The organism is Nonomuraea sp. NPDC004186 (genome assembly GCF_053603495.1).
Window position 1 is genome coordinate 43,257 of the sequence record NZ_JBSGFQ010000019.1, and the last position, 23,122, is coordinate 66,378.

Consider the following 23,122-nt stretch of genomic DNA (forward strand, 5'->3'; position numbering starts at 1 on the left):
GTTATTCGAGCCAGATCGGCGGTGCGGCGATGAATACCCTGACGGTCAAAGAGCTGTCCGAGAAGACCTGGGACGACTTCGAGGCGGTGCTCGGGGCGAACGGAGGTGCCCGCGGGTGCTGGTGCATGCACTGGCGGCTGTCCATCGCGGAGTGGACGGAAGGAAAGGGCGAGGGAAACAAGCAGGCCATGAGACGTCTCGCCCGGCGCGAGCCGGTGCCCGGCGTCGTCGTCTACAAGAACGACACGCCGGTGGCATGGTGCTCGCTCGGGCCGCGTTCGTCGTTCCCGAGACTTGAGCGTTCGCCGCTGCTCGCGAACATCGACGACGAGCCCGTCTGCGCGATCACGTGCGTCTTCGTGCAGAGAAAGCATCGCGGTTCCGGGCTGCTGCCGGACATTCTCGAAGCCGTCTGCGAGTACGCGGCCTCCGCGGGTTACACGACCGCCGAGGGCTATCCGATCGAACCTCGCGACGGCAAACGCGCGGGCGCGGACACGGCGATGACCGGGATAGCCAGCGCCTTCCTCGGCGCCGGATTCTCCGAGGTGGCCCGCCCGCGTGGCGATCGGCCGATCATGCGGCGCAAGCTCCGCGCCGCCGGATGAGGCGAGAAGCGATCAGTGGTGCGTTCGGCCCTGCCGGTGGCGGCGCGCCTTCTCGCGATTGCCGCAGATGTTCATGCTGCACCAGCGGCGGCGTCCACCCCGCGAGGAATCCAGGAACAGCCAACCGCATCTCCCGCAGGCCCTGATCCGGTCGCGCGGAAGGGTGAACAGTGCCTGGACCACCAGCAAGGACAAGGCCGCGGGGATCGCTCCCGGCGCCGTCCAGTCCACGGTGAAGCGGTCGAGCGCGGCATCGATCTGCTGGACCTGCTCGGCCCGCACGCCCGTACCGGCCCGTTCGAGAAGCGCGCCGAAAGGTTCGGCCGGCACCGCCTCGCCGTGCGCGACCGCGCTGAACACGGCCCACGCCTGTTCGCGAACGGCCTGAACCTCCGGCACGAGGCCGCTCGCGGACGCCTCCGTCAAGGACGGCACCTCCTCGAACAGTCCCGCGGACGCGCACCACGTCAAGACGTCCGAGGGTGCTTTCAGCAGTTCTCCGTCCTCGGCCGGGTGTGTGCGATCGAAGACGGTGTTCGTGAGGTCCAGGACCGGGTGGCCGCCGATGAAGTGGGCGTCCTGCCAGGGTGACCGGGCCTTGGAAGCGAAAGTAACCATTATAAGTAGTATATATGGTTCTTGCTCGCAGGCCAGGGCACACCGGGAGTCCGACCTACGTGACCTCTCCCTTGAAGCGTTTCCGGAGAAGGACGGTCGCGATGACCGCCGCGACCGCGAACCCGACCGAGCACCAGAGAGACCAGCGCCAGCCCGCGAGGACGGCATCGGTTCCACCGGTGACCCTGGCGAAGTGGGCCGCCACCGACGTCACGACTCCGACGCCCACGGCCAGCCCCAGCTGCTGGGAGACGTTGATCAGAGCGCCGGCCGTGGCCCGTCGCCCCTCGTCGGCGCCGTTCGTGCCGGCGATGCTGGTCGTGATCAGCGCGAGGATGTGGCCGAAGGCGTTCACCGAGGTGCCGATCAGGACGAGAGCGAGTCCGTAACCTTCCGGCAGGCCCACCATGATCAGGATGCCGAACGTCTCGATGACGATTCCGGAAAGGAGAACGCGGTAAAGCCCGAAGTGCTCGACCAGCCTGCCCGCGTAGATTCCGGTGACGATCGCGATCGCGCCCGAGACCGCGAACGTCAAGCCGGTCGTGAGCGCGCCCAGACCGAGATGCGTCTGAAGGTAGAGGGTGAGAATGAACAGCATTCCGCCGTAGGAGCAGATCAGCAGGACGTTGACCAGGTTGGCCGCGCCGATGGCGGAGGTGCGGAAGATGGAGATCGGCACGAGGGCGCTGTCCTTCCGCGACTCCACCCAGACGAACAGGGCCACGGCAGGCACCGCGATCCCGGCGGAGAGCAGGATCGGAGCCGACAGCCAGCCGTACTTCTCCCCGTCGGTGAGGGCGAACACCAGCGCGACCATGCCCGTCGTCGCCAAGGCGACCCCGATGAGATCGAGATGGCGGGATGCGTGCGTATCCCGGCTCTCATCGAGATAGGCCCTCGCGAGCAGACCGGCGACCAGGACGACGGGCACGTTGATCAGGAAGACGGACCGCCAGCCGGCGTACTCGGTGAGAACGCCCCCGAGCACCATGCCGGAGACGAACCCCGCCGACAGCGCCGACCCGTAGATGCCGAGAGCGCGTTCGCGTTGCGCTCCTTCCGGGACGGCCGCCTGGAGCAACCCCAGACCCGCCGGGGCGATGAACGCGGCGGCGACCCCCTGCAAGGCGCGGCCCGCGATGAGAGCCGCCGGCGACCAGGCGAGGCCCGCAAGGAGCGAAGCGAGAACGAAGCCGGCCATGCTCCAGATGAACACCCGCTTTCTCCCGAACAGATCGGCGATCCTTCCCCCGAGGAGGAGGAAGCCGCAGAAAGCGAGGGGATAGGCGGAAAGAACCCAGGCGATGCCGCCTCCGGTGAATTCCATGCCCTCGCGAATGCTCGGGGCGGCGACGTTGATGATCGAATAGTCAAGGGCGACCAGGAACTGGGTGCCGCAGATGACGGTGAGCTGCCAGAACTGCCGGGACTGGAATCTGCTCTCCACCCTTCCAGTCGCGTGCGACGATGCTTGGCTCATTTCACATCCCTTTCGCGGGAGTCGGGTCGAGGAACATCCGGTGAAGGTGCGTCACCGCGTCGAGTACGTCGTGCTCGGCGCAGGTGATGGAGATCCTCCGGGCATGGACGGTCATGTCCCGCACCGCGACGCCATGGGCCTTGAGCGTGTCGAGAAGGAGCCCCACCTGGGGATGGCGGGTACGGAACCCGCGGCCCACCAACGACACCTTCCCCACGGGCCCGGACCAGCGGCACCCGGTGAAGGCGTCGCGCAGGTCGGCGAGCACCCCGTCGACCTGGTCCCGGTCGGCGGCGTGCACGACGAACCGCAGCGAACACGGGGTGTCGGCGAACCCGAGCAGGTCCACGTGCAGCAGCGGATCGGCCAGCGCGGCCGCGATCGCGGTCAGGGCGGCGGGGTCGACTCCGTCGAGCCGGCAGCGGAGCTGACCGGTGCGGTGGGCGACGCCGACGGCGGTGAACCGCTCGCCGTCGAGCGGCGCGGCCGAGCGCAGGCCGGTCACCCAGGTGCCGGCCGTCTCGGTCGTGCTGGATCGGACGTGAACGGGGACGCGATGGGTGCTGGCGTACTGCACGCTGGAGTGCGCGAGCACCGTGGCGCCGCCGGCGGCCAGCTCGGCCATGTCCTCGTAGGAGAGATGGTCCAGTTTGCGGGCGTCGGCGATGAGTCGCGGATCGGCGGTGAACACGCCCTCGACGTCGGTGAATATCTCGCACGCCTCGGCCCGCAGCGCCGCGGCCAGGGCCACGGCGGTGGTGTCGGAGCCGCCTCGGCTCAGCGTGGTGAGCTCGCCGCTGTCCGCGGCGATGCCCTGGAAACCGGTCACCACAGGGACATGGCCGGTCGCGACGCATTCGCGGATCCGCACCGGGTCGACGCTGACGATGCGTGCGCAGCCGTGCACTCCGTCGGTGATGATGCCGCCGTCGCGGGCGCTGAACGACCGGGCAGGCACGCCCAGTTCGTGCAGCGCCAGGGCGAGCGCGGCCGCGGAGGCCTGCTCACCGGTGCTGAGCAGGAGGTCCAGCTCCCGGGCGTGTGGCGTGGCCGTGAGGTTACGCGCCAGGTCGAGCATGGTGTCGGTGGCGCTGCCCATCGCGGAGACCACGGCGACCACGGACCCGTCCGCGGCGGCTATGCGCTTCGCCGCGTGACTGATCTTGCTCACGTCACCCAGTGATGTTCCGCCGTACTTCTGTATCACCAGGTCCATCGGTCTACTCCTGCGCCACGTCGTCTTCCGCAGGCTTCCCGGCCGCCGTCATCACGTCCCCCGGCTTTCGCGGCGCAGCTGGGGCGGCGTGCCGAGCCGCACCGATTCGGCCGCCGCCCGCCTGTAGTACAACTGCGCGTCGTTGTCGGACCGCATGCCCGCGGCACCGTGGATCTGCATGGTCCGCGTCGTGACGGTGCGGGCCAGATCCGAGGCCGCCGCGAGGTTGGCCGCCGCGTGCGCGGCCGCGTCGCGGTCGTGCACCAGCAGGCGCGTCGCGTCGATGTGCATCGACAGCTCGCTGAGCCGGAACGCCAGCCCCTGGAACTTGCCGATGGGCTGGCCGAACTGGCGGCGCGTCCTGGCGTGGTCGACGGCGTGATCGAGCGCCGCCTGGGCAAGGCCCACCAGGTACGCCGCCTGGCGCACCCGCGCGCCGGCCAGCGCCGCCTCCCACTCGGCGGCGGAGCCGGCCCAGGCGGCCACGGGCGTGCCCGCGAACTCGACCTCGTACGCCTCGCCGCGGCTCGTCTCCTCGTACCGCCGCATCGTGATCGACGGATGGCCCGCACGTACGAGCGCCAGGCGCAGCCCGGCGACGTCGTCGACGCCGCCCACGACGAAGTGGTCCACTTCCGCCGCGAACCCGACGAAGGCCCGTCGCGCGGAGATCGCCCCGTCCTGATCGGACCACGGCTCGGCCGCGACCGCCAGCGCCACCGGCGCCTGGCCGAGGTCGCCGTCCCGCAGCAGCTCCCGAGCGGTGAGGGTGTCGAGCAGCGGCCCCTGATACAGCACCGAGCCGAGCAGTTCGGCCAGCCGTACGGTGTCGGAGGCGCGGAGCGCGCCGAGCCCGACCAGCCCCTCCCACACCATCGCGCGGATCTCGCGACTGTCGTCGCCTCCGCCCTCAGCGCGCGGCCGATCGGCCATCCGCCGCACCAGCGGCGCCAGATCCTCGTCGAAGAAGTCGGCGATCGCCGTGGTCTCCACCGCGGTCATGACGGCAACCCCAATTTCGATGTCGCGACAAAGAACAGCATGATCTCCGAAGAACCCTGGGCGAGCGTGAGCCCCGGAGCCTCCCGGAGCGCGGCGTCGAAGACGCCCTCGGCGATCGCGTCGGGATCGCGTGCGTCCAGCAGCGCTCGCGGCCCGAGTAGCTCGACCGCCGCCACCGACACTTCCTTGGCCGTCTCCGACGTGTACCACTTGGCGGTCGCCGAGTGCACCTCGTCGGGCCGCCCGTCGTGCAGGTTGGCCACGCACCGCCAGGCCAGCAGCCGCGCCGCGCGTACCCGCGTCTCCAACTGCACCAGCCGCTGCTCGCACCCGGGCGGCGCGTGCTCGCGCAGCGCGGCCAGCGTGCGCTCCGCCTTGGCGGAGTGGTCCAGCCCGGTGCGCTCCAGCGGAAGCACCTTGCCGAGCACCTGCCACCCGTCGTCGACCTCGCCGAGCACGTCGTCGCGCCCGACCCGGATCCCGTCGAGCGTGACCAGGTCGAACCGCTCCTCGGACAGGTTCCACACCGGCTCGATGACCACGCCCATGCTCTGCAGCGGGACCAGGAACAGCGTGATCCCGAAGAAGTTCACCGGGCCGGTCGACGTGCGGGCCGCGCACAGCGCGAAATCGCTGTGCTGCGCCTTCATGTTGTAGATCTTCCGGCCGTACAGGCGCCAGCCGTCGCCGTCCGGCTCGGCGCGCGTGGCCAGCGACGCCAGGTCGGATCCGACCTCCGGCTCGCTGAACAGCACGTTGGCCGTGATCTCGCCGCGCGCGAGGCCCGGCAGGAGCCGTTCCTTCTGCTCCTGCGTGCCGAACAGGTGGATGGCCATCCCGACGATGTCGATGCCCAGGGAGTGCACGTTGTCGGGCACGCCGTGGCGGATCATCTCCTCGGTGAGGATCGCCTTCTCGACGATCGTGGCGTCCGCTCCGCCGTAACGCTCGGGCCAGTTGACCGCGAGCCAGCCGAGCTTGCCCAGCCGCTGGTGCACGTCGAGCAGTCCGCTCTCCTGTCCGTACGGCATCCGCCGGGACTGTGCGATCTCGGCGCGTACCGCGTCCTCGCACAGCAGCCTGCAGACCTCTTCCCGGAAGCCGTCCTGCTCCGGCGTGAAGGCCGGCATCATCGGACACTCACCTCGCTCAGTCTGTCGCGCATGGCTTCCGCCAGCGCTTCGATGTGTGGGGATTGCAGCATGGTGTAGTGGTCGCCCCGCACCACCTGGATCTCATCGGCGTAGGCCCGCCATCGGTCGAGCCGTCCTGGCTCCGAGTCCGCGGCGGACAGCAGCACCACCCGGCTGTCCACCCGCGACGGACGGAAGGCCAGGAGCGCGCGCACGTTCGCGGCGAACACCGGGAACCGCTCGGCCAGCTCGGCCTCGTCCGGCTCGGCGCCCATCGCCGCGACGTCGGCGGCGAACCACGCGCTCAGCTCGTCGTCGCCGGGACGGGATGGCGCGCCGTCCGGGATGGCGGTGTCGAGCACGAACGTCAGCGCGACATCGCCGTCCTGGCGCGCCATTTCGAGCGCCACCGCCCCGCCGACCGACCAGCCGCCCACGTGTAGCGGCCTGTCGGGCTGGACCTCGCGGACCGCGGCCAGATAGGTGGCCGCGAGGCCGGGCAGCCGCCGTTCCCCGATCGTGCCGCCGTGCAGGCCCGGATCCTCCAGCGCGTAGACGGGCCGGTCGTCGCCCAGCAGCGCGGCCAGCGCGGCGTAGGGCGCCACCGATCCGCCCGCCGCGTGCACGAGGAACAGCGGTGGCTTCGCGCCCGCGGGGCTGAGCGGCACCAGCGGGGACATCGTCCGCCCCTCCTGCGGGGCGGAAGCGAGGGCTTCCTCCCGTTTGTGCCGTAACCGTCGTTGCAGCAGCGCGTGTCGTTTCTCCTCCACCGTGGAGGGAGGCGGACCGGCCATCAGCCCGACTCCTTCAGCAGCCGATCGAGCTCGTCCTCGGGCAGGTCGGCGACCTGGGCCTCCAGCCGCGCCACCTCGTCCTCGCCCAGCAGCGCGCGCTGCGCATCGTCGATCTGGGCGGCGAACTGGCTGAGCAGCGGGTAGCTGAACAGCCGCCGCGGGTCGAGCGTCACCTGGAAGGTGTCGCGCACCCGCGAGATCATCTGCGTCACCTGCAGGGAGTTGCCGCCGAGGACGAAGAAGTTGTCCTGCGCTCCGATGCGGCCGGCGTCGAGGCTCAGCAGGCCCTGCCAGATCTCGGCCAGCCGGCGCTGCGTCTCGGTGGTCAGCTCGACCTGTCCCGCCTCGCCGTCGGGGCGAGGATCGGGCAACCGCGCGTGGTCCACCTTTCCGGTCGAGGTCAGCGGGAGCTGCTCCAGCTGTACGTAGTCGGTGGGCACCATGTGCAGGGGCAGCCGCCCGGCCAGGTGTTCGCGCAGCGCGTCCGGCTCGAACCCGCCGACCACGTACGCGGCCAGCCAGGCCGACGTCGTGCCCGCGTCGCGCACCGTCACGACGCACTGCTGCACGCCGTCGAAGCTCTCGATGGCGTGCTCGATCTCGCCGAGCTCCACGCGCAGCCCGCGCAGCTTCACCTGGCGGTCGACCCGGCCCAGGAACTCCAGATCGCCGTCGGCGTTCCAGCGCACCAGGTCGCCGGTGGCGTACATGCGCTCGCCCGGGGTGACGGCGAACGGGTCGGGCAGGAACTTCTCGGCGGTCTGGTCGGGCCGGCCGAGGTAGCCGATGGCCAGACCGGCGCCCGCCATGAACAGCTCCCCGGGAACGCCGACCGGCACGGGCCGCAGCCCCTTGTCCAGGACGTAGGCCCGCTGATTGGCCATCGCCCGGCCGATCGGCGGCGGCCCGTCCAGCGGCTCCGGCGGGCACAGGTAGTCCACGCACGTCACCGTGACCTCCGTCGGCCCGTATCCGTTGTGGAACTCGCGCCCCGGCTTGCGCCACCGGTTGACCAGATCGGGGCCGAACGGCTCCATACCGATGAAGCACACCCGCAGATCGTCCAGAGCGGACGGATCGAGCAGCCCCAGCACGGCCGGCGGGATGTCCACCATCGTCACCCGCTCGCGGGCCAGCAGCCGCTGCAACGCTTCGGGGTCGAGCAGTTCGGAGCGCGGCGCGCCGACGATGGTCCCGCCGGCGGTCAGCGTCGAGAACACGTCCGACACGCTCACGTCGAAGGCGGGGTTGGAGAACTGCAGGATCCGGTCGTCCGGCGTCACCGAGAACATCCGCCGGAAGGTGGTGCAGAAGTTCACCACCGCCCGGTGGGGGACCATGACCCCCTTGGGGGTGCCGGTCGAGCCCGAGGTGTAGATGACGTACGCCGTGTCCTCCCGCGCCACGTGCACCGAAGGCGGCGAAGCAGGCCGCCCGTCGAGCGCGTCCGTGTCCAGCAGGATCCGCCCCACGTCCGCGGGCACGCGGTCGGCGAGATCCGACGTCGTCACCACCGCCGCCACGTCGGCGTCGCCGAGCTGGTAGGCCAGCCGCTCCGGCGGATACTGCGGGTCGAGCGGCAGCCACGCCCCGCCCGCCTTGAGCACGCCGAGTTCGGCGGCCGGCAGATCGAAGCCGCGATCGAGCAGTACCCCGACCACGCGCCCGGGCGTCACCTTGAACTCCTCGACGAGCGCGTGCGCCAGCCGGCTGGACCGCTCGTCCAGCTGCGCGTAGGTCAGGTCCTCGTCCGCGAAACGCATCGCGACCGCGTCGGGCGTCTCGGTCACACGCGCCGCGAACAGCTCGTGCAGCAGGCGCTCGTCGTGCTCGCCGGGCGGGGGATTCCATTCGGTGAGTACGCGCAGATACTCGCTGCTGGGCATGATGTCCAGCGCGTCCACCCGGGCGTCCGGCCTGGACAGCGCGTCGGCCATGACCGTGGCGAAGTGTTCCACCAGCCGCTCGATGCGCTCGTGGTCGAACAGCTCGGAGGAGTATTCGATCCACACGCCCAAGCCGCCGTCCGGCAGGTCGTTGATCTGGAACGTGATGTCGAACCGGGTCGTCTCCGGCTGCGGGGTCAGCATCTCGACCTCTACGCCGGGCAGGCGCCAGCGCGCGATCATCGGCTCGGGCAGCAGCGTGAACAGGTGCGCGACCAGCGGATTCCGCCCCGGCAGCCGCTCCGGTTTGAGCTCCTCCACCAGGCGGCCGAACGGCACGTCCTGGTGGGCCATCGCCTCGAGGATGTTGTCGTTGGCGGCGTGCACCAGGTCGCGGAACACGGGGTTGCCCTCGAGATCGCCGCGGACCACCACCGTGTTGGCGAAGAACCCCATCATGGGTTCGATCTCCGAGCGCGTCCGCCCGGAAAGGACCGAGCCGAGCGCGATGTCCTGCTGGCCGGTGTAGCGGTTCACCAGGACCTGGTATCCGGCCATCGTCAGGGCGAGCAGGGAGACGCCCTCGGCCTTGGCCAGATTGCGGATCCCGCGTGCGAGGTCGTCGGGCAGGCGGGTCTCGTAGATACGGCCGGCGCCGGTGGGTGCCGACGGGCGCTGCCGGTCGGTACGCCACTCCAGCGGTTCCATCCCGTCCACTGCGGAGTGCCAGTAATCGATCTGCTTGGCCGGCTCCTCGCTGAGCAGCCAGAGTCGCTGCCACGCCGCGAAGTCGGCGGGCTGAAGGGCCAGCGGGGGGAACTCCGCGCCGCTCGGATCGGTGTAGCGGGCCGTCAGCTCCTCGGCGAACTGGCGCGAGGACCATCCGTCGATGACGATGTGATGCCAGACGATGGACAGCACGTGGTCCTCAGGGCCCAGGCGCAGCAGGGCGAACCGGTACGGCGGGCTGTTGCGCAGGTCGAACTCCTCGCGCACCTGCCCGTCGATCCAGTCCTGGACGGATTCCTCGGTCCCGTCGGTCACCGGCAGGTCCCACGTCTCGGGCGGTGGATCGACGGTCTGGAAGGGCACGCCGTGCTCGTCGCCGAACCGGGTGCGCAGGCTCTCGTGCCGCGCGACTATCCCGCGCAGCGCCTCGGAGAGGGCGGCCACGTCGAGCGGCCCGCGCACGCGCATCGCGAACGGCACGTTGTAGACCGGTGCGCCCGCGACCATCTGGTGCAGGAACCACAGGAACCGCTGCTGCTCGGCGATGGCCATCTTGCCCGTACGCGGGACGGCGACGATCCGCTCCCGCTCGGCCTTCTCCGCCACGCGCTGGCGGACCTTCATCTCCAGCAACGCGCGCCTGATGTCGGCGACGTTGCGTTCCTTCGGGGCAGACATGATCTCGGGTTCCTCCTTCACCGTCGCACGCTCAGCGGGCGCAGATCGGTCCACACCTGCGCGATGTGGGCCAGGCAATCGCTCTTGCCGCCCTCGGCTCCGGCCTCGCGCCAGCCGGTCGGAATCTCCCGGCCGGCGGGCCAGATCGAGTACTGGTCCTCGTGGTTGATCACCACGACGAATTTCTCTTCCATTCGCTTACCTTTCTTGAGGTACGAAGGCGGGAATGTCGGTCAGCTCGCTGAGGTAGCGATCGAGCGTCCTGAGCCCGTCCGCCGTCGGCCGCGCCAGCGAGACCGCGTGCCGGCTGAACCGCCGGGCGTCGAAGTGCCGGGAGCTGTCGGTGAACAGCTGGTCGAACTCGACCGGCGCCGCGTCACAGTCGCCGGCCGGAGGCGGCAGCAGCAGGCGCAGCCCGGCGAGCCTCTCGTCGGGCTCGGCGACGGCCTCCAGGCGATCGTGAAACTGCGCGTAGCCGACCCGGTCGAGCCCGCACCGGTCGGCGAGCACGCCGAACGCCTCGGCGAAGCGCAGCCTCGCCGGCCACAGCACGTGCATCGCGCCGTCGGGCACCTTGATGTCGCCGGTCGCGGCGCGTGCCACGAACTGGCCGACGACGTCCACCGGCGTCACGTCGGTCTCTGCTTCGGTCGGGAACACGCATCCGGTGCGCGCGCACGCGTACAACAGGTTGTGTGCCAGCGAATCCGGGTTGGCCACGCCTATCGCCTGGTGCGGCCAGATCTCGCCGAGGCGGTACACCACCGAGCTGACGCCCTGCCGGTGCGCGTCGGCGAGCAGGCTCTCCGCGACGTACTTCGATCTGTTGTAGCCGTCCGCGGCGACCTGGTCCGTCTCCGGGATCTGGTCCTCGGTGATGCGCGGGGCGGCCCTCCCGGCGGGCGGGAAGATGCTCAGGGTGGACAGGGCGTGCACGCGGGCGCCGCCTGAGGCAAGTTTGATGAGCTCCTGCACGCCCAGCACGTTGGCCGGGCGGTGGTCCAGATAGCCGGACAGGAAGTTCACCGCGCCCGCGGCGTTGACGACCCCGGACACGGCCGACGCGATCGCGTCGAATCGCCGCTGCGGCAGGCCGAGCAGCTCGCTGCCCAGGTCGCCGGGGACGACCTCGACGCGTCCGGTCTTGAGCGCCATGGGCAGTAGCTGCCAGGCGGAGGTCAGCCCGTACTGATCGAGGACCTCGGTCAGCCGCCGGGCACCGTCAGGGGGGTCGGAGCACCGCACCAGGCAGATCAGCTCGGCGTTGGAGTGCATCAGCAACTCGGCGAAGATGTGCGCCCCGACGAACCCGGTCGCGCCGGTGAGCAGCAGCGTCTGCGGCGGGCGCCACGCCAGGTCGTGCTTGATGTAGGCCAGTTCGGCGCTGTCGTCGTCGATGCCCTTGGTCAGCCGCGCCGCCTGCGCGCGCACGGTCGAGGCGACGAGCAGATCCCTGGGGCGCACCGGCCTGCCCAGCCGCCGGCTGACCGCGGCCGTGAGCCGGTAGGCGATCAGCGAGGTGCCCCCGTAGTCGGAGAACGGGACGACCACCGAGACCTGTTCTTGCTCGAGGACTTCGCGCCACGCCGAGCAGACCAGCTCCTCCATCGGGTTGGCCGGCGGCTCGACGTGCTCTTCCGGGTCCGCCTGCCACGCGGACCCGGCCACGATGAGCGCGGCCAGTGCCTTGCGGTCCGCTTTGCCGTTGCGGTTGAGTGGAAGCGCTTCCAGCACCACGACTTTATGAGGGACCTGCTCGGCCGGCAGCTTCTCCGCCGCGTACCCGCGAAGCTCCTCCGCGGACGGCGAGTCGTCCGGCGAGCGTGGCGTGACGCAGCAGACCAGAGTGGATCGGGGCGCCTCACCGAGCACGACCGCCACCGCGCTGCCCACGAGCGGATGCTCGGCCAGGGCCGAGGCGACGTCGCCGAGCTCCACCCGCACCCCGCCGAGCTTGACCTGCTCGTCGAGCCGGCCGATGAAGTACAGCAGCCCGTCCTCGCCGACCCGCGCCAGGTCACCTGTCCGGTAGAGCTTCTCGCCCGGGATCTGGGGGAACGGGTTGGCCACGAACACCCGCGCGGTGCGCTCGGGATCGTCGAGGTAGCCCGCGCCGATGCACTCACCGCCGAGGTACAGCTCGCCGGGCGTGTTCACGGGGACGGGCCTGAGGTCGTCGTCGAGCACGATCGCGGCGGTGTTGTCGATGGCGCGACCGAGAGGGATCCGGTCCACGTCGGCGTCCGTGACCTCGTGGAACACCGACCCGATCGAGCACTCCGTCGGCCCGAACGTGTTGGTGACCTTGAGCTCGGGCAGCAGCGCGCGCAGCCGGTGCACCACGCCGGGGCCGGCCGCCTCCCCGCCGATCAGCATGCGCCGCAGGCTCGACGTCGCCTCCCGCAGGTCCTCGCGCGCCTCCAGCAGCGACACGAACGCCGCGAGCACGGACGGCACGAAGTCGGTCATCGTGACGCCGTGGCGGCCGATGGTCATCGCGGTCTCCTCAAGGTCGAGGATCCCGTCGCGGTGCGGCAGCACGACCTGCCCGCCGGACACCAGCGGCCACAACACCTGCCACATCGAGGAGTCGAACGTGGACCGGCTGTTCTGCAGCGTCACGTGATCGGCGCCGTCACCGAACCGGCGCGACATCGTGGTCAACCTGTTGACCAGGCCGCGGTGGTGGTTGAGCGCGCATTTGGGCGTGCCGGTGGAGCCGGAGGTGTAGAACCCGTAAATCAGGTCTTCGGGTCGAGGTTCACGGCCGGCCGGCGGGGGTGTGCGGTCAGCCGGATCGTACGGCCGCTCCGCGCAGTCGACGATCACCGTCGGGAGGGACGGCTTCAGTTCGGCGACGATCTCCGCAGTCGACGGCGACGCCACGATGGCGGGCGGCGACAGCTCGGCCATGATCGCGTTGAGCCGGTCGATCGGCCAGGCCGGATCCAGCGGCACGAAGGCCGAGCCTGTTTTCAGCACCCCGAAGAGCGAGATCGGGAATTCGGGCCCGTCCGCGGCCAGCACGGGTATCAATTGCCGGGCCGGAACGCCGTTGCGGATCAGTCGATTGGCCGTGACGTCGGCCGCGGCATCGAGATCGGCATAGCTCATCGTGGTGTCCCGGTAGCGGACGGCAGGACGGTTCGGTGCGTTCTCTCTTTGCACGCGGAACAGGTCTAGGACCGTGCTTTGCCGGGGGAACGCATTCCGCGGTCCCAGGGATAAGTGAATGGCGGTCAGGGCTTGTTCGCTCAGGTGCGTCTGCTGATGGCGTGGCATCGTGCTCCCATAGTCGCGACCGGCAACAGATCCTCGGGTCAGGCAGATCGGTCACTATTCAGGTCTGTGAGTTTCAGGTAGCCAGGGCCGGGCCCTCGGAGGTTTTTCGGCGGCCGTTAACAGGTGGCTACGTATCACGCGAATTGCCAGATCCTGGCGAATGCGCGCTGATATGCCGTCGCATTACCGCGTCAGCGGCCTCGCCGGCATCGGCCGGCTGATCAGGCGTCGGAACCGGCCGGCTCGGCCGTGGCGACGCGCGCGGCGGTCCGCGGCCCGTACTGCACCGGCGCCGTCACGCCTTCCGGTGATGGCTCGGGAAAAGCGGCGGCTCCTCCGCGATCAGCGCGAGAACGTGCCGAAACATGGGGGATGAGCTGGGGAATCGTGAAGCTGAGTGAACACGCGTTCCTCCCTCCACCGGACGGGGGTAACCGGTATTTGGCAGCTAATGGGTTACTGCTCATACTGGAACACGTGGCGAGGATTCGCAACCCCGGGGCGCCGCCACGGCCGGCGCAACCCGCCGCGCAGGGTGTTATGGCCTGCGGAAATGAGAGATTGCCCGAGAGGCATACCCGGCCTTACCCGGGCCGGCGCCCGCCAATCCACGGAAGCGTTCTCCGCGACGGGCTGTGCAACTCGAAGGACATTCTTCGAGGACATATCCGCTGGCCGCATCGGTATGACAGGTCAATTTCTAGATCATTGACGTGCCGGGTGTGAATACGCGCGGTCCGTGGGTAGGGTCGGTGGCGGTCGGCGTATAGAGTGCCGACATCGCCCCCGTCCACCAGCGTAAGGGGAAGGCTGTGCGGCAGGCCAATGGCAACGCACGCGTCGGATTATTCCAATCGGGCGGACTTTCCGCCCTCGCCGTCGGAGTCTGGCTTCACGAACGGTCCACTCCGACGAGGCACTATATCGCCGACATTGGTCAATCGGAGCGCGCGGAGATGGACGCGCTTGCCTCTTCGCTGCGAAGATCCGGGGACGAAGTAGTCGTCATGGATCTACGATCATCGATCGCCGCCGTGGCGTCGGATCTGCTGCGGTACCGGGCCCGCCACGACGGCGGCTACTGGAACACGACCGGTGCGGCGCGCTTCGTGCTCGTCAGCGAGCTCGCGCCGCGGATGCGGGCCGACGGATGCCGGACGTTCACGCACGGCTGCGTCGGCGGGGGCAACGACCAGCGCCGCTTCGCGCGTTACGGCGCCCAGGTCGCACCGGAGCTGTCCCTCATCGAGCCGTGGACGAATCCGCAGGCGCTCGAACGGTTCCCCGATCGCGAGGCCATGCTCGCGGCCGTCGCCGAGCACGGGCTGCATCTCGACCCGGGCAGCGGCGCCGAGCGGTCCACCGATGCCAACCTCGCCGGCATCTCGCACGAGTCGGCCGAGCTGGAAGACCTGGAGACGCCGGTCACCCGGCTCCAGCCGCGGTGGAGCAACTGGCCCGGGCAGAGCCCGGCCGAGCCCGAGACCGTCACGGTCACCTTCCTCGACGGACGGGTCGCCGACGTCAACGGCAGCGGCCCCGACCCGGTCGAGTGGATGACGCTGGCCAACGAGATCGGCGCGCGGCACGGTATCTGGCTCCGCGACGTGGTCGAGCGGCGCATCATCGGCACGGTCTGCCGGGGCATCTACGAGGCGCCCGGCCTGGAGCTGCTCGAACGCGCGTGGACCCGCATCCTGCAGGCCAGCCTCGATGCGGCGGGCCGCGAACTCTACGATCGGCTGGCCGCCGTCCTGGGCGCCGCCATGTATGAGGCGCGCTGGCTCGAGCCCGCCGCGCATGCCGCGCGAGACGGGATCGACCGGCTCGTCGGCGAGGTCGGCGGCAGCGTGACCCTGTCCGTCCACCGGGGCCTCGTCCAGGTCGAGCGGATGAAGGCCGCCGGCCCCGTGGTGCAGCAGACGCGGTTCGGCTCGGGCGGCAACCGCTGGAGCTAGGAAGTCGCCGTTCAGGCGTGAAAGGAGGAAGTGATGCGTGAGCGTCGATTCGGCCGGTTGGGCTGGATGGTCGGCGACGTGGGTTACGGGATGTGGGGCATAGCCGGTGGCGAGGGCGGATGGACCGGCGCCGACGACGAGACCGGCGACACCGCGCTGGACGAAGCCGTGCGGCTCGGGTGCGACTACTTCGACACCGCGTGGATCTACGGCCGCGGACACAGCGAAAGGAAGCTCGGGCAGCTGGTCAAGCGGCACCCGGACCGCCGCCTCCACATCGCGACCAAGCCGCCGCCGAAGGATCGCACCTGGCCGTCCACCCGCGACTCCAAACTGTCCGAGGTGTACCCGCCGGACCATCTCTGGGAATACCTGCACCGCAGCCTCGAAGGGCTGGGCACGCCGTCCGTCGACCTGTTCCAGTTCCATGTCTGGGAGGACGACTGGGCGCACGACGCGGCCTGGCAGGACGCCGTCATCCAGATGAAGGAACGCGGGCTGATCAAAGGCGTCGGCATCAGCGTCAACCGATGGGAACCCTGGAACGTCCTGCGGACCCTGAACACCGGGCTGATCGACGCGGTGCAGGTCATCTACAACATCTTCGACCAGGCCCCCGAGGACGAACTGTTCCCGGCATGCCGCGAGCTGGACGTCGCGGTGATCGCACGGGTGCCCTTCGACGAAGGCACCCTCACCGGCACCCTCACCCGCCAGTCCCGCTGGCCCGAAGGCGACTGGCGCAACACTTACTTCGTACCCGAGAACCTCGTCGCGAGCGTGGAGCGCGCCGAGCGGCTGGCGCGGATCGTGCCCGAGGGCATGACCATGCCCGAACTCGCCCTGCGCTTCATCCTCCAGAACCCCGACGTCGCCACCGTGATCCCCGGCATGCGCAACCTCACGCACGTACGGACCAACATCGCCACCAGCGACGCCGAACCACTGAGCGAAGAGCTGATGGCGCAGTTGCGCGAACACCGCTGGGACCGCCGGCCCACGGCGTGGTCGCAATGAGCGCCGCGCCGAAGCCCATCCTGCTGTGGGCCGTGCCCCGATCGCGCTCCACCGCGTTCCTGCGCATCATGCTCGAGCGCGGCGATCTCGAGGTGGTCCACGAGCCGTTCTCGTATTTGCAGGTGGACGGTCACTTCGAGCTCACGGGCAGGCGCGTCACGTCGGCGATCGAGTTGCTCGACGCGATGCTCGAGGTCAACGCCAAGGGGCGCCGGGTGTTCGCCAAGGACACCTCCGACTACACGTACGCGCCGCTGCTCGAAGACGGGCGCCTGTTCAGCGACGTCATCAACACGTTCATGATCCGGGAGCCGCGGAGCGCGATAGCCTCGCACTACGCCATCAACCCCGAGGCCACCCAGGACGAGTACGGGTTCGAATACCTGCACGCCATCTTCGACGCCGTGCGGTCGGCCACCGGCGAGGTCCCCCTGGTGATCGACGGCGACGATCTCGTGGCCGATCCGGAGGCGACGGTCCGGGCATACTGCGAGCGGGTCGGGCTCGAGTTCATGCCCGAGGCGATGCGCTGGGACCCCGGTCGACAGGCGAACTGGCAGCGTACGGACCGGTGGCACGCGGAGGTGGCCGAGAGCAGCGGGCTGGTGGCCAAGGCGCCCGGGCGGCGCGAGACGCCCGACACCAACGAGCACCTGCGCCGCATCGCCGAGCACCACCAACCGTTCTACGACGCGCTCGCCCGCCACCGCCTCTGTCCCCGCCGATAGCGTCGTCCGGCGCGTGCCGGTGATCCGTTTGGCGGGTGGCGGCCGCACGCTGATCCTGGCCGACGCCTTCCCCGACGCCCTGGACCGGGCCGTCGCCGCCCTGCGCGCCGAAGGGTACGACGCCAAGGGGCACCTCACCGACGTCTCCGACGCCCGATCGGTGACCGAGCTCGCCGCCGCGGCGGCCGCCGGGGGACGCGTCGCCGCGGTCGTCCACACCGCCGGCGTCTCCGCGGCCACCTCGACGGTACAGAAGATCATGCAGGTGGACCTGGCCGGCACCGCGCACGTCATCGACGCGTTCGAGACGGTGACCACGAGGGGGACCTCGCTGGTCTGCGTGGCCAGCATGGCGGGCCACTACGCGAGCCTGAGCCACGAGGACGAGCGGGCCCTCGCCACCGCGCCCACCGGCGATCTGCTCTCGCTCGACGTGATCGCCACGGTGGGGGAGGACGCGACGGCCGCGTACATCCTCGCCAAACGCGGCAACCAGGTCCGCGCCCAGGCCGCGGCCCTGGCGTGGAACCGGCGCGGCGCCCGCGTCAACACGGTCAGCCCCGGGGTGATCTCCACCGCGATGGCCAGGTCCGAAGCGGAGTCCTCCTCCGGCCACCACATGATGGCGATGCTGGACGCCTGCGGCGCCGCCGAACCGGCACGCCCGCCGAGATCGCCGACGTGGTGGCCTTCCTGACCGGGCCGGGTGACGCTACGGTCCAGGTGGCGGGCCTCCTCGGGGGTCAGGAACTCGTCCGCTCGGCCGGGCCGCCGAGCTGAGCATGGGCGGCTGATCGGCTACGTCGCCGGTACTCGGTGGGTGTCAGCCCGACCAGCGCCCGGAAGCGGCGGGCGAAGTACGTCGGGTCGTCCCAGCCGACGGTGGCGCCGACCCGGGCGGTCGGCAGGGTCGAGTGTGCCAGCAACGTGGCGGCGCGCTCGGCCCGCAGCCGGGCCAGGAAGCCGAGCGGCGTCAGCCCGACGTACTGCCTGAACAGCCGTCCGAGATAGGCGGGATCCAGGTTGACCGACCGGGCCAGCTCGTCCAGCCGCCACGGATCGGCGGGCGCTGCCTCGAGCCGGGCGATGACGGCGGCGACGGCGGGATGGACGGTGGACTCGAGTGGCTGCCACTCGGGGTCGCGGCCGTCGGCCAGGACACCGAGCACGGTGACCAGCCGGCCCAGCACCCGGCCCGGCCGGCGCCGCTCGGCGGCGAGGTCCCGTTCGAGCAGGCCGATCTCCGCGATGGCCTCTTCGGCGGCGGCCGGATCGACGGTCGTGACCGCCACGCCGTGCGTGCCGGAGGCCACCGGGTCGGTCCACAGCATCCGGCGCAGCATCGGGATGTCGTACAGCGCCGCCAGTTCGCCCCGTAGCGCCTGGGCGGACAGGCAGCAGTTCGCGACGGTCAGGTCGGTGCAGTCGCGGAAGCCGTGCCACGCGCCGGGGCGGAGCACGACGACCTGCCCGCGCCGCAGCGGGTGCCCGCCCCGGCTGGTCATGTGCCGGCCGTGGCCGGTTCCGATCACGGCGATCTCGAGGAAGTCGTGCGCGTGCGGCTCGATGTCGGGGTTCAGGTGGTGGACACCCGCCAGGACCGGGCCTCCGGCGAACAGCGCGTGCTCGTGCAGCATGGCAGGCATGTCGGGATCGTACGACTAATCGCCGGGATCGGCCTAGCCCGTGGCGGCACGTCTCGACGAGGCTTGCGGTATCCCAACAGCAAGAAACCCTGGAGGTCAGCGATGGCAACGACCACGACCGAGCAGTTCGTCAGCGACGTCGGCGCCGATGGCCGGGTGCCGGACGAGCTGGTGGCGGCCTACCGCGAAAACGGTTTCGTCCGAGTACGGGGCGTGCTCGAGCCCGGCCAGGTCGAGCGCTTCCGGGCCGGCGCCGAGGCGTTCCTGGAGGCGCACCGCGCGGAGAGCCTGGAGAAGCAGGGCACCTTCAGCCAGCTCGTCAACGTCTGGCAACGCGACCAGACGCTGCGGGAGCTCACGTTCGACCCGCGGATCGGCCGGATCGCCGAACAGCTCGCCGGGTTCTCGCTGCGGCTCTGGCACGACCAGATGCTGGTCAAGGAGCCGCACAACAACGCCGCCACGGAGTTCCACCAGGATCGTCCGTACTGGCCGCACACGGGGGACCGGCTTCCGCTGTCGGCGTGGATAGCGCTGGTGGACGTTCCTCCGGAGCGGGGCTGCATGACCTTCCTGCCCGGCACCCAGGATCGCGACGGCCTGCGTCCGCAGGACCTCCACGAAGAGGAGGACCTGTTCGAGGCGGACCCGTCCCTGCGCTGGATCCCCCGCGTCACCGTGCCGCTCCGCGCGGGCGACTGCACCTTCCACAGCGGCTACACCGGCCACATGGCGCTGCCCAACCGTACCGACCAGGCCCGGCTCGCGCACGTCACCATCTACATGGACGAGGCGACCCGCTACAGCGGGGCCGGGCATGTCGTGACCGATCCTCTCGGACTCGCCGCGGGTGAGCGGCTGGACGGCGACGCCTTCCCCCGCCCCTGGGCCTAGCCGACCGGTCCCTTCGGACCGCCAGGAGAGGCAGCGGCCCTCCGCGACAATCGGGAGGGCCGCTGCTCCTGAGCCCGGGATTGCGCTTTGGTCGCCGGGCGTCACACTGGTCGTCATGATGCGATCTTGCGCGGTCATGGTCCTCATGGGACTGGTGGCCGGTACCGCACTGATCTCCTTCATCGTGTGGCCGGGCTGGGCGACGGTGCTGCCGTTCACCGTGATCATCGGTCTCGGCTGGCTCCTGCCGCCGATCTGGAAGTGGTGGCGGATACGCAAGCTCGCCGCCACGGCCGACTCCCTGCGCGCCCCGTCCCAGGCCGACCCCGAACGCTACCTGCCTCAGCTGGCCACCGCCCTGGACCAGCACGCCAGGGCCCTGCTCGGCGCGGGCCGGGTCGCACAGGCACTGAAGGCGAGCGCCGAACGGATCGGGCATCATCGCAGCCTGCTGGACGGCGCCCCCGACCGCCGCCGCGAGCGTCTCGACAGCTTCGCCGAGGCACTTGACGCACACCGGGGCATGCTCCAGCTGGCCGGACGGCCCCAGGAGGCCCTTGAGGTGAACGCCGAGGCCCTGCGGATCCGCAGGGAGGGCCTCGGCCAGTGGCGCGGGGGCCCCGACCACGAGCGTGACGTGGCCATGACCCTTGCCACCCGCGCAAGCCTGCTCAGCCTCGCCGCGCGGCACGACGAGGCCCTGGTGGCGAGCCAGGAGGCCCTGACGGCGTTACGTACGATCAGCGCGCGCGACGACCACCGCTACCTGCCCGCCCTGGCCGGCGTCCTGGACATCCGCGCCACCTGCGAGCTTGCCGCCGGTCGAGAGCAGGACGCACTCGCGGACGCGCAGGAGGCGGTCGAGTGCTGCGAGCGGCTGATCAACCTGTACCGCGGTGAGTATCTCCACCTCCTGGCACGCGTCAGCGGCACCCACGCGAAGATCCTTTGCCGGACGGATCCTGACGAAGCGATCTCCAGCAGTGGGCGGATGGTCCAGGTGACGCAGTCAGCGGCCAGGCAGGACGCCCTGGCCTACACCCCGGCGCTGCTCTCGGCGCTCACGGCACACGCGCTCGTGCTGAGCGCCGCCGGCCGGCCGCGCGACGGCCGCCGCATCGCGCGCAAGGCGCTTTCCCTGTCCCGCCGTGCGGTCCCAGAGCTGCTCGTCCAGACGCGCCAGCAGCTGGCCGGCCCTGGTGCAGCCATTCCTTGACACGGCGCCCAGTAGATAGAGGCCGGCGAGACAACGAGACGATCAACGTCGAGTCAGGCGGCGAGGGCGATCGATAGGGTCTCCCCGGCCGGCCGCCGGCGGAGCGGCGGCCCGACAGTCCTGGGACAGGAGCGCCAATGAGCTGGACCTACGCGGGGCACTACCGGAATCATCCGGACGGCGCCGAGTCTCCCACCGCCTTCGCCGGTCGCGCCGTCGTCGATTTCGGGGGCGACGAACCGGACGGCCCGCAGTCCGACGAGGCCGTGGCCTGGAGGATCAGCATCGGCCCCCAGGCGGATGACGATTCAGGCGAAGAATGGGAAGTGCTGGCCGAGTTCGAGGGCGATCGCACCCATCCGATCTTCCGGGCGGTTTTCGAGGGTTTCCTCGACACGGTGCCGCCCGCCTCCGTCGAGGCGCTGGTGGTCGGGCGCTGGGGGCCTGAGCTGGAGGAGGACGAGGCGCCGATCCAGATCCTGTGCGAGGCGGCCGAACGGTTGACCGGGCTGAGGGCCATGTTCGTCGGCGAGCAGGCCGGCCTCGACCAGTGGTACGACGCCCACGTGGAGGAGCTGCTCGCCGCATATCCGCGGCTTGAGACGCTACGGGTGCGCGGCGGCATGGGCGACAGCACCGGCCTTCGCCGTCCGCTCACGCATGCGTCACTGCGACATCTGGCGATCGAGTCCGGCGCCCTGTCCCGCGAAACGGTGGTCGCGATCGCGGAGTCGGACCTTCCGGCCCTGGAGCACCTTGAGCTGTGGCTGGGCGACGAGCTCCATGGCGGGCCGACGATCGCCGATCTCGCGCCGATCCTCTCGGGCGCGCGGTGGCCGCGGCTGCGGTGTCTGGGCCTGCGCAACGCCGAACTCGCGGATGAGACAGCCGCGGCGGTGGCGACGGCGCCGGTGGTGGCCAGGTTGGAGGTGCTGGACCTGTCGCTGGGCACGCTCAGTGACACCGGCGCGGAGGCGCTACTGACCGGTCAGCCGCTGACACACCTGCACAGACTCGACCTGCACCATCATTTCCTCTCCCCGACGGCGCAGACCCGCCTGATCAGTGAACTGCCCGGCATCGTCGACGTCTCCGACGGGCAGGGCGGCGACGCACCGCACCGGTACACAGCGGGCAACCGCCTATGAGATGGTGATCATCGGCCGCGCGGTCGCGGGCATGCCGTCTCACGTGGAGATGGGCTGGGGGCGCCTGCCCAGTCCGGGAGCGGTTCACATCGCCTTCTCCACTCCTGCGGCAGGTGAGCGTTCTCGGCAACCGCGACGATGCCGCCGACGATCGCGCAGGTGGTGTCGACGTCCCCGCCGGCCGCCGCGGTGGTCCACATGGCCGCTTCGAAGTCATGGCGTTCGCGAGCCGCCACCCAGAGGGTGAACGGGACCGTGTCGTGAGCGCTGACCTGTCGCCCGTTCCCGAGCATCCGGGCGGCGAGTACGGGGTCGCTGATGGTGAGGAGTTGCCGCGCCTCGGCGATACCGTCGTGGACCATGCTCGCGGGCACGTGCTCTCTGACCCGATCGAGGAAACGCCCGGCGGGGAGGCCGGGTTCGTTGACGGTCACGGCCGTGGCCACGGCAACGGCGATGGCGCCGGCCACCGCTTCCGGATGAGTGTGGGTGACCTGTGCCGACAGGACGGCCTGCCGGACCACCTGTGGCAGGTCGTCGGCGAACCAGCCGCCGAGCGGCGCCACACGCATCGCGGCACCGTTGCCCCACGAGCCCTTGCCGTCGAAGAGCTCCGCGGAAAGCGTCCGCCAGTCGCCTCCTTCGCGGACCAGCCGAAGCATCCGGTTCGTCGCCGGGCCGTATCCGCGGTCGAAGTCATGACGGTGGGCGAAGCTCGCGGCGAGCTTGTCCTGATCGATGGCGCCGTGATCGGCCAGGACGCGATAGACGGAGCACGCCATCTCGGTGTCATCCGTCCACTGCCACGGGCCGGGTGGAAGGAGGCGGTCCACTCCACGCCGGGGCTTCCCGGGTGGCGTACCTGCTGACCGGCATACCCGATGGGGGCCATCGGACGGTGGCCGGCCTGTCGTCGCACATTCGTCTGGCCGGGTGGCCGTCGTTCACCTTCCTCTACGTGTCGCCGCCCACGATGTCCGGGTGGGCGGAGCGAGGCATGCGCTCGCCTCATCAGGTGGAGGTGGAAAATCATGGCTTCAGCCGTTGTCGAGAGTGCTCAGCGCGTGCGCAGGCCCTGGTACCGGC

General features: G+C 70.3%; 19 protein-coding genes. 8 read left to right on the plus strand and 11 right to left on the minus strand.

Translation table 11 applies throughout. The features are described from left to right. Nucleotides 1-29: 29 nt before the first annotated feature. Nucleotides 30-608: a GNAT family N-acetyltransferase gene (locus tag ACWEPL_RS17930; RefSeq protein ID WP_452436819.1), complete on the plus strand. Its 579-nt coding sequence runs from the start codon at nucleotides 30-32 to the stop codon at nucleotides 606-608. Between the two features lie 12 nt (nucleotides 609-620). On the opposite strand, the gene ACWEPL_RS17935 is transcribed toward ACWEPL_RS17930, so the two are convergent. From ACWEPL_RS17935 to ACWEPL_RS17975, 9 genes are read right to left on the minus strand one after another with little or no spacing between them, the layout of a single operon-like run. Then, entirely contained in the window at nucleotides 621-1,226 is a 606-nt protein-coding gene (locus ACWEPL_RS17935; protein WP_363964623.1) for a CGNR zinc finger domain-containing protein, read from the minus strand. Nucleotides 1,227-1,281: 55 nt separating this feature from the next. Further along, entirely contained in the window at nucleotides 1,282-2,676 is a 1,395-nt protein-coding gene (locus tag ACWEPL_RS17940; RefSeq protein ID WP_452436820.1) for an MFS transporter, read from the minus strand. A 34-nt stretch (nucleotides 2,677-2,710) separates the two neighbouring features. Next, on the minus strand, nucleotides 2,711-3,925 hold the full coding sequence (locus ACWEPL_RS17945) for an aspartate kinase (RefSeq protein WP_363964627.1): 1,215 nt from the start codon (nucleotides 3,923-3,925) through the stop codon (nucleotides 2,711-2,713). Nucleotides 3,926-3,976: 51 nt separating this feature from the next. Next, on the minus strand, nucleotides 3,977-4,927 hold the full coding sequence (locus ACWEPL_RS17950; RefSeq protein ID WP_452436821.1) for an acyl-CoA dehydrogenase family protein: 951 nt from the start codon (nucleotides 4,925-4,927) through the stop codon (nucleotides 3,977-3,979). Then, a complete protein-coding gene (locus tag ACWEPL_RS17955; RefSeq protein WP_452436822.1) occupies nucleotides 4,924-6,060 on the minus strand; it encodes an acyl-CoA dehydrogenase family protein in 1,137 nt (378 codons plus the stop codon). Before ACWEPL_RS17955 ends, ACWEPL_RS17950 begins: the two co-directional genes overlap by 4 nt. After that, the gene (locus ACWEPL_RS17960; protein WP_452436823.1) at nucleotides 6,057-6,854 is read right to left on the minus strand and encodes a thioesterase domain-containing protein; all 798 of its coding nucleotides are present in this window, start codon (nucleotides 6,852-6,854) and stop codon (nucleotides 6,057-6,059) included. The genes ACWEPL_RS17955 and ACWEPL_RS17960 overlap by 4 nt, the downstream gene beginning before the upstream one ends. Beyond that, nucleotides 6,854-10,147 (minus strand): non-ribosomal peptide synthetase, encoded by a 3,294-nt coding sequence (locus ACWEPL_RS17965; protein WP_452436824.1) that lies wholly within the window; start codon nucleotides 10,145-10,147, stop codon nucleotides 6,854-6,856. Before ACWEPL_RS17965 ends, ACWEPL_RS17960 begins: the two co-directional genes overlap by 1 nt. 17 nt (nucleotides 10,148-10,164) lie before the next feature. Then, nucleotides 10,165-10,341 carry an MbtH family protein gene (locus ACWEPL_RS17970; RefSeq protein WP_350734967.1) on the minus strand — a complete coding sequence of 59 codons (177 nt, stop codon included), beginning with the start codon at nucleotides 10,339-10,341 and terminating at the stop codon, nucleotides 10,165-10,167. A 4-nt stretch (nucleotides 10,342-10,345) separates the two neighbouring features. Then, nucleotides 10,346-13,429 (minus strand): amino acid adenylation domain-containing protein, encoded by a 3,084-nt coding sequence (locus ACWEPL_RS17975; RefSeq protein WP_452436826.1) that lies wholly within the window; start codon nucleotides 13,427-13,429, stop codon nucleotides 10,346-10,348. Nucleotides 13,430-14,241: 812 nt separating this feature from the next. Here ACWEPL_RS17975 and ACWEPL_RS17980 point away from each other — a divergent pair. The 4 genes from ACWEPL_RS17980 to ACWEPL_RS17995 are packed head-to-tail and all read left to right on the plus strand — an operon-like array spanning nucleotide 14,242 to nucleotide 17,829. Beyond that, the gene (locus ACWEPL_RS17980) at nucleotides 14,242-15,387 is read left to right on the plus strand and encodes an argininosuccinate synthase domain-containing protein (RefSeq protein WP_452436827.1); all 1,146 of its coding nucleotides are present in this window, start codon (nucleotides 14,242-14,244) and stop codon (nucleotides 15,385-15,387) included. Between the two features lie 33 nt (nucleotides 15,388-15,420). After that, a complete protein-coding gene (locus ACWEPL_RS17985) occupies nucleotides 15,421-16,404 on the plus strand; it encodes an aldo/keto reductase (RefSeq protein WP_452436828.1) in 984 nt (327 codons plus the stop codon). Then, a complete protein-coding gene (locus tag ACWEPL_RS17990; protein WP_452436829.1) occupies nucleotides 16,401-17,132 on the plus strand; it encodes a sulfotransferase-like domain-containing protein in 732 nt (243 codons plus the stop codon). Before ACWEPL_RS17985 ends, ACWEPL_RS17990 begins: the two co-directional genes overlap by 4 nt. A gap of 13 nt (nucleotides 17,133-17,145) precedes the next feature. After that, complete coding sequence (locus tag ACWEPL_RS17995) at nucleotides 17,146-17,829, plus strand: SDR family oxidoreductase (protein ID WP_452436830.1); 684 nt, start codon at nucleotides 17,146-17,148, stop codon at nucleotides 17,827-17,829. A 46-nt stretch (nucleotides 17,830-17,875) separates the two neighbouring features. On the opposite strand, the gene ACWEPL_RS18000 is transcribed toward ACWEPL_RS17995, so the two are convergent. Continuing rightward, complete coding sequence (locus ACWEPL_RS18000) at nucleotides 17,876-18,778, minus strand: helix-turn-helix domain-containing protein (RefSeq protein ID WP_452436831.1); 903 nt, start codon at nucleotides 18,776-18,778, stop codon at nucleotides 17,876-17,878. Nucleotides 18,779-18,880: 102 nt separating this feature from the next. Between ACWEPL_RS18000 and ACWEPL_RS18005 the strand changes: the two genes are divergently transcribed. The 3 genes from ACWEPL_RS18005 (at nucleotide 18,881) to ACWEPL_RS18015 (ending at nucleotide 22,036) form a co-directional block, all read left to right on the plus strand. After that, on the plus strand, nucleotides 18,881-19,672 hold the full coding sequence (locus ACWEPL_RS18005) for a phytanoyl-CoA dioxygenase family protein (protein ID WP_350734982.1): 792 nt from the start codon (nucleotides 18,881-18,883) through the stop codon (nucleotides 19,670-19,672). A gap of 115 nt (nucleotides 19,673-19,787) precedes the next feature. After that, on the plus strand, nucleotides 19,788-20,888 hold the full coding sequence (locus ACWEPL_RS18010) for a hypothetical protein (RefSeq protein ID WP_452436832.1): 1,101 nt from the start codon (nucleotides 19,788-19,790) through the stop codon (nucleotides 20,886-20,888). A 137-nt stretch (nucleotides 20,889-21,025) separates the two neighbouring features. Next, nucleotides 21,026-22,036 carry an STM4015 family protein gene (locus tag ACWEPL_RS18015; RefSeq protein ID WP_452436833.1) on the plus strand — a complete coding sequence of 337 codons (1,011 nt, stop codon included), beginning with the start codon at nucleotides 21,026-21,028 and terminating at the stop codon, nucleotides 22,034-22,036. Nucleotides 22,037-22,044: 8 nt separating this feature from the next. Here the strand turns inward: ACWEPL_RS18015 and ACWEPL_RS18020 are convergent, their stop codons facing one another. Beyond that, nucleotides 22,045-22,869: an ADP-ribosylglycohydrolase family protein gene (locus ACWEPL_RS18020; protein WP_452436834.1), complete on the minus strand. Its 825-nt coding sequence runs from the start codon at nucleotides 22,867-22,869 to the stop codon at nucleotides 22,045-22,047. Nucleotides 22,870-23,122: the final 253 nt, after the last annotated feature.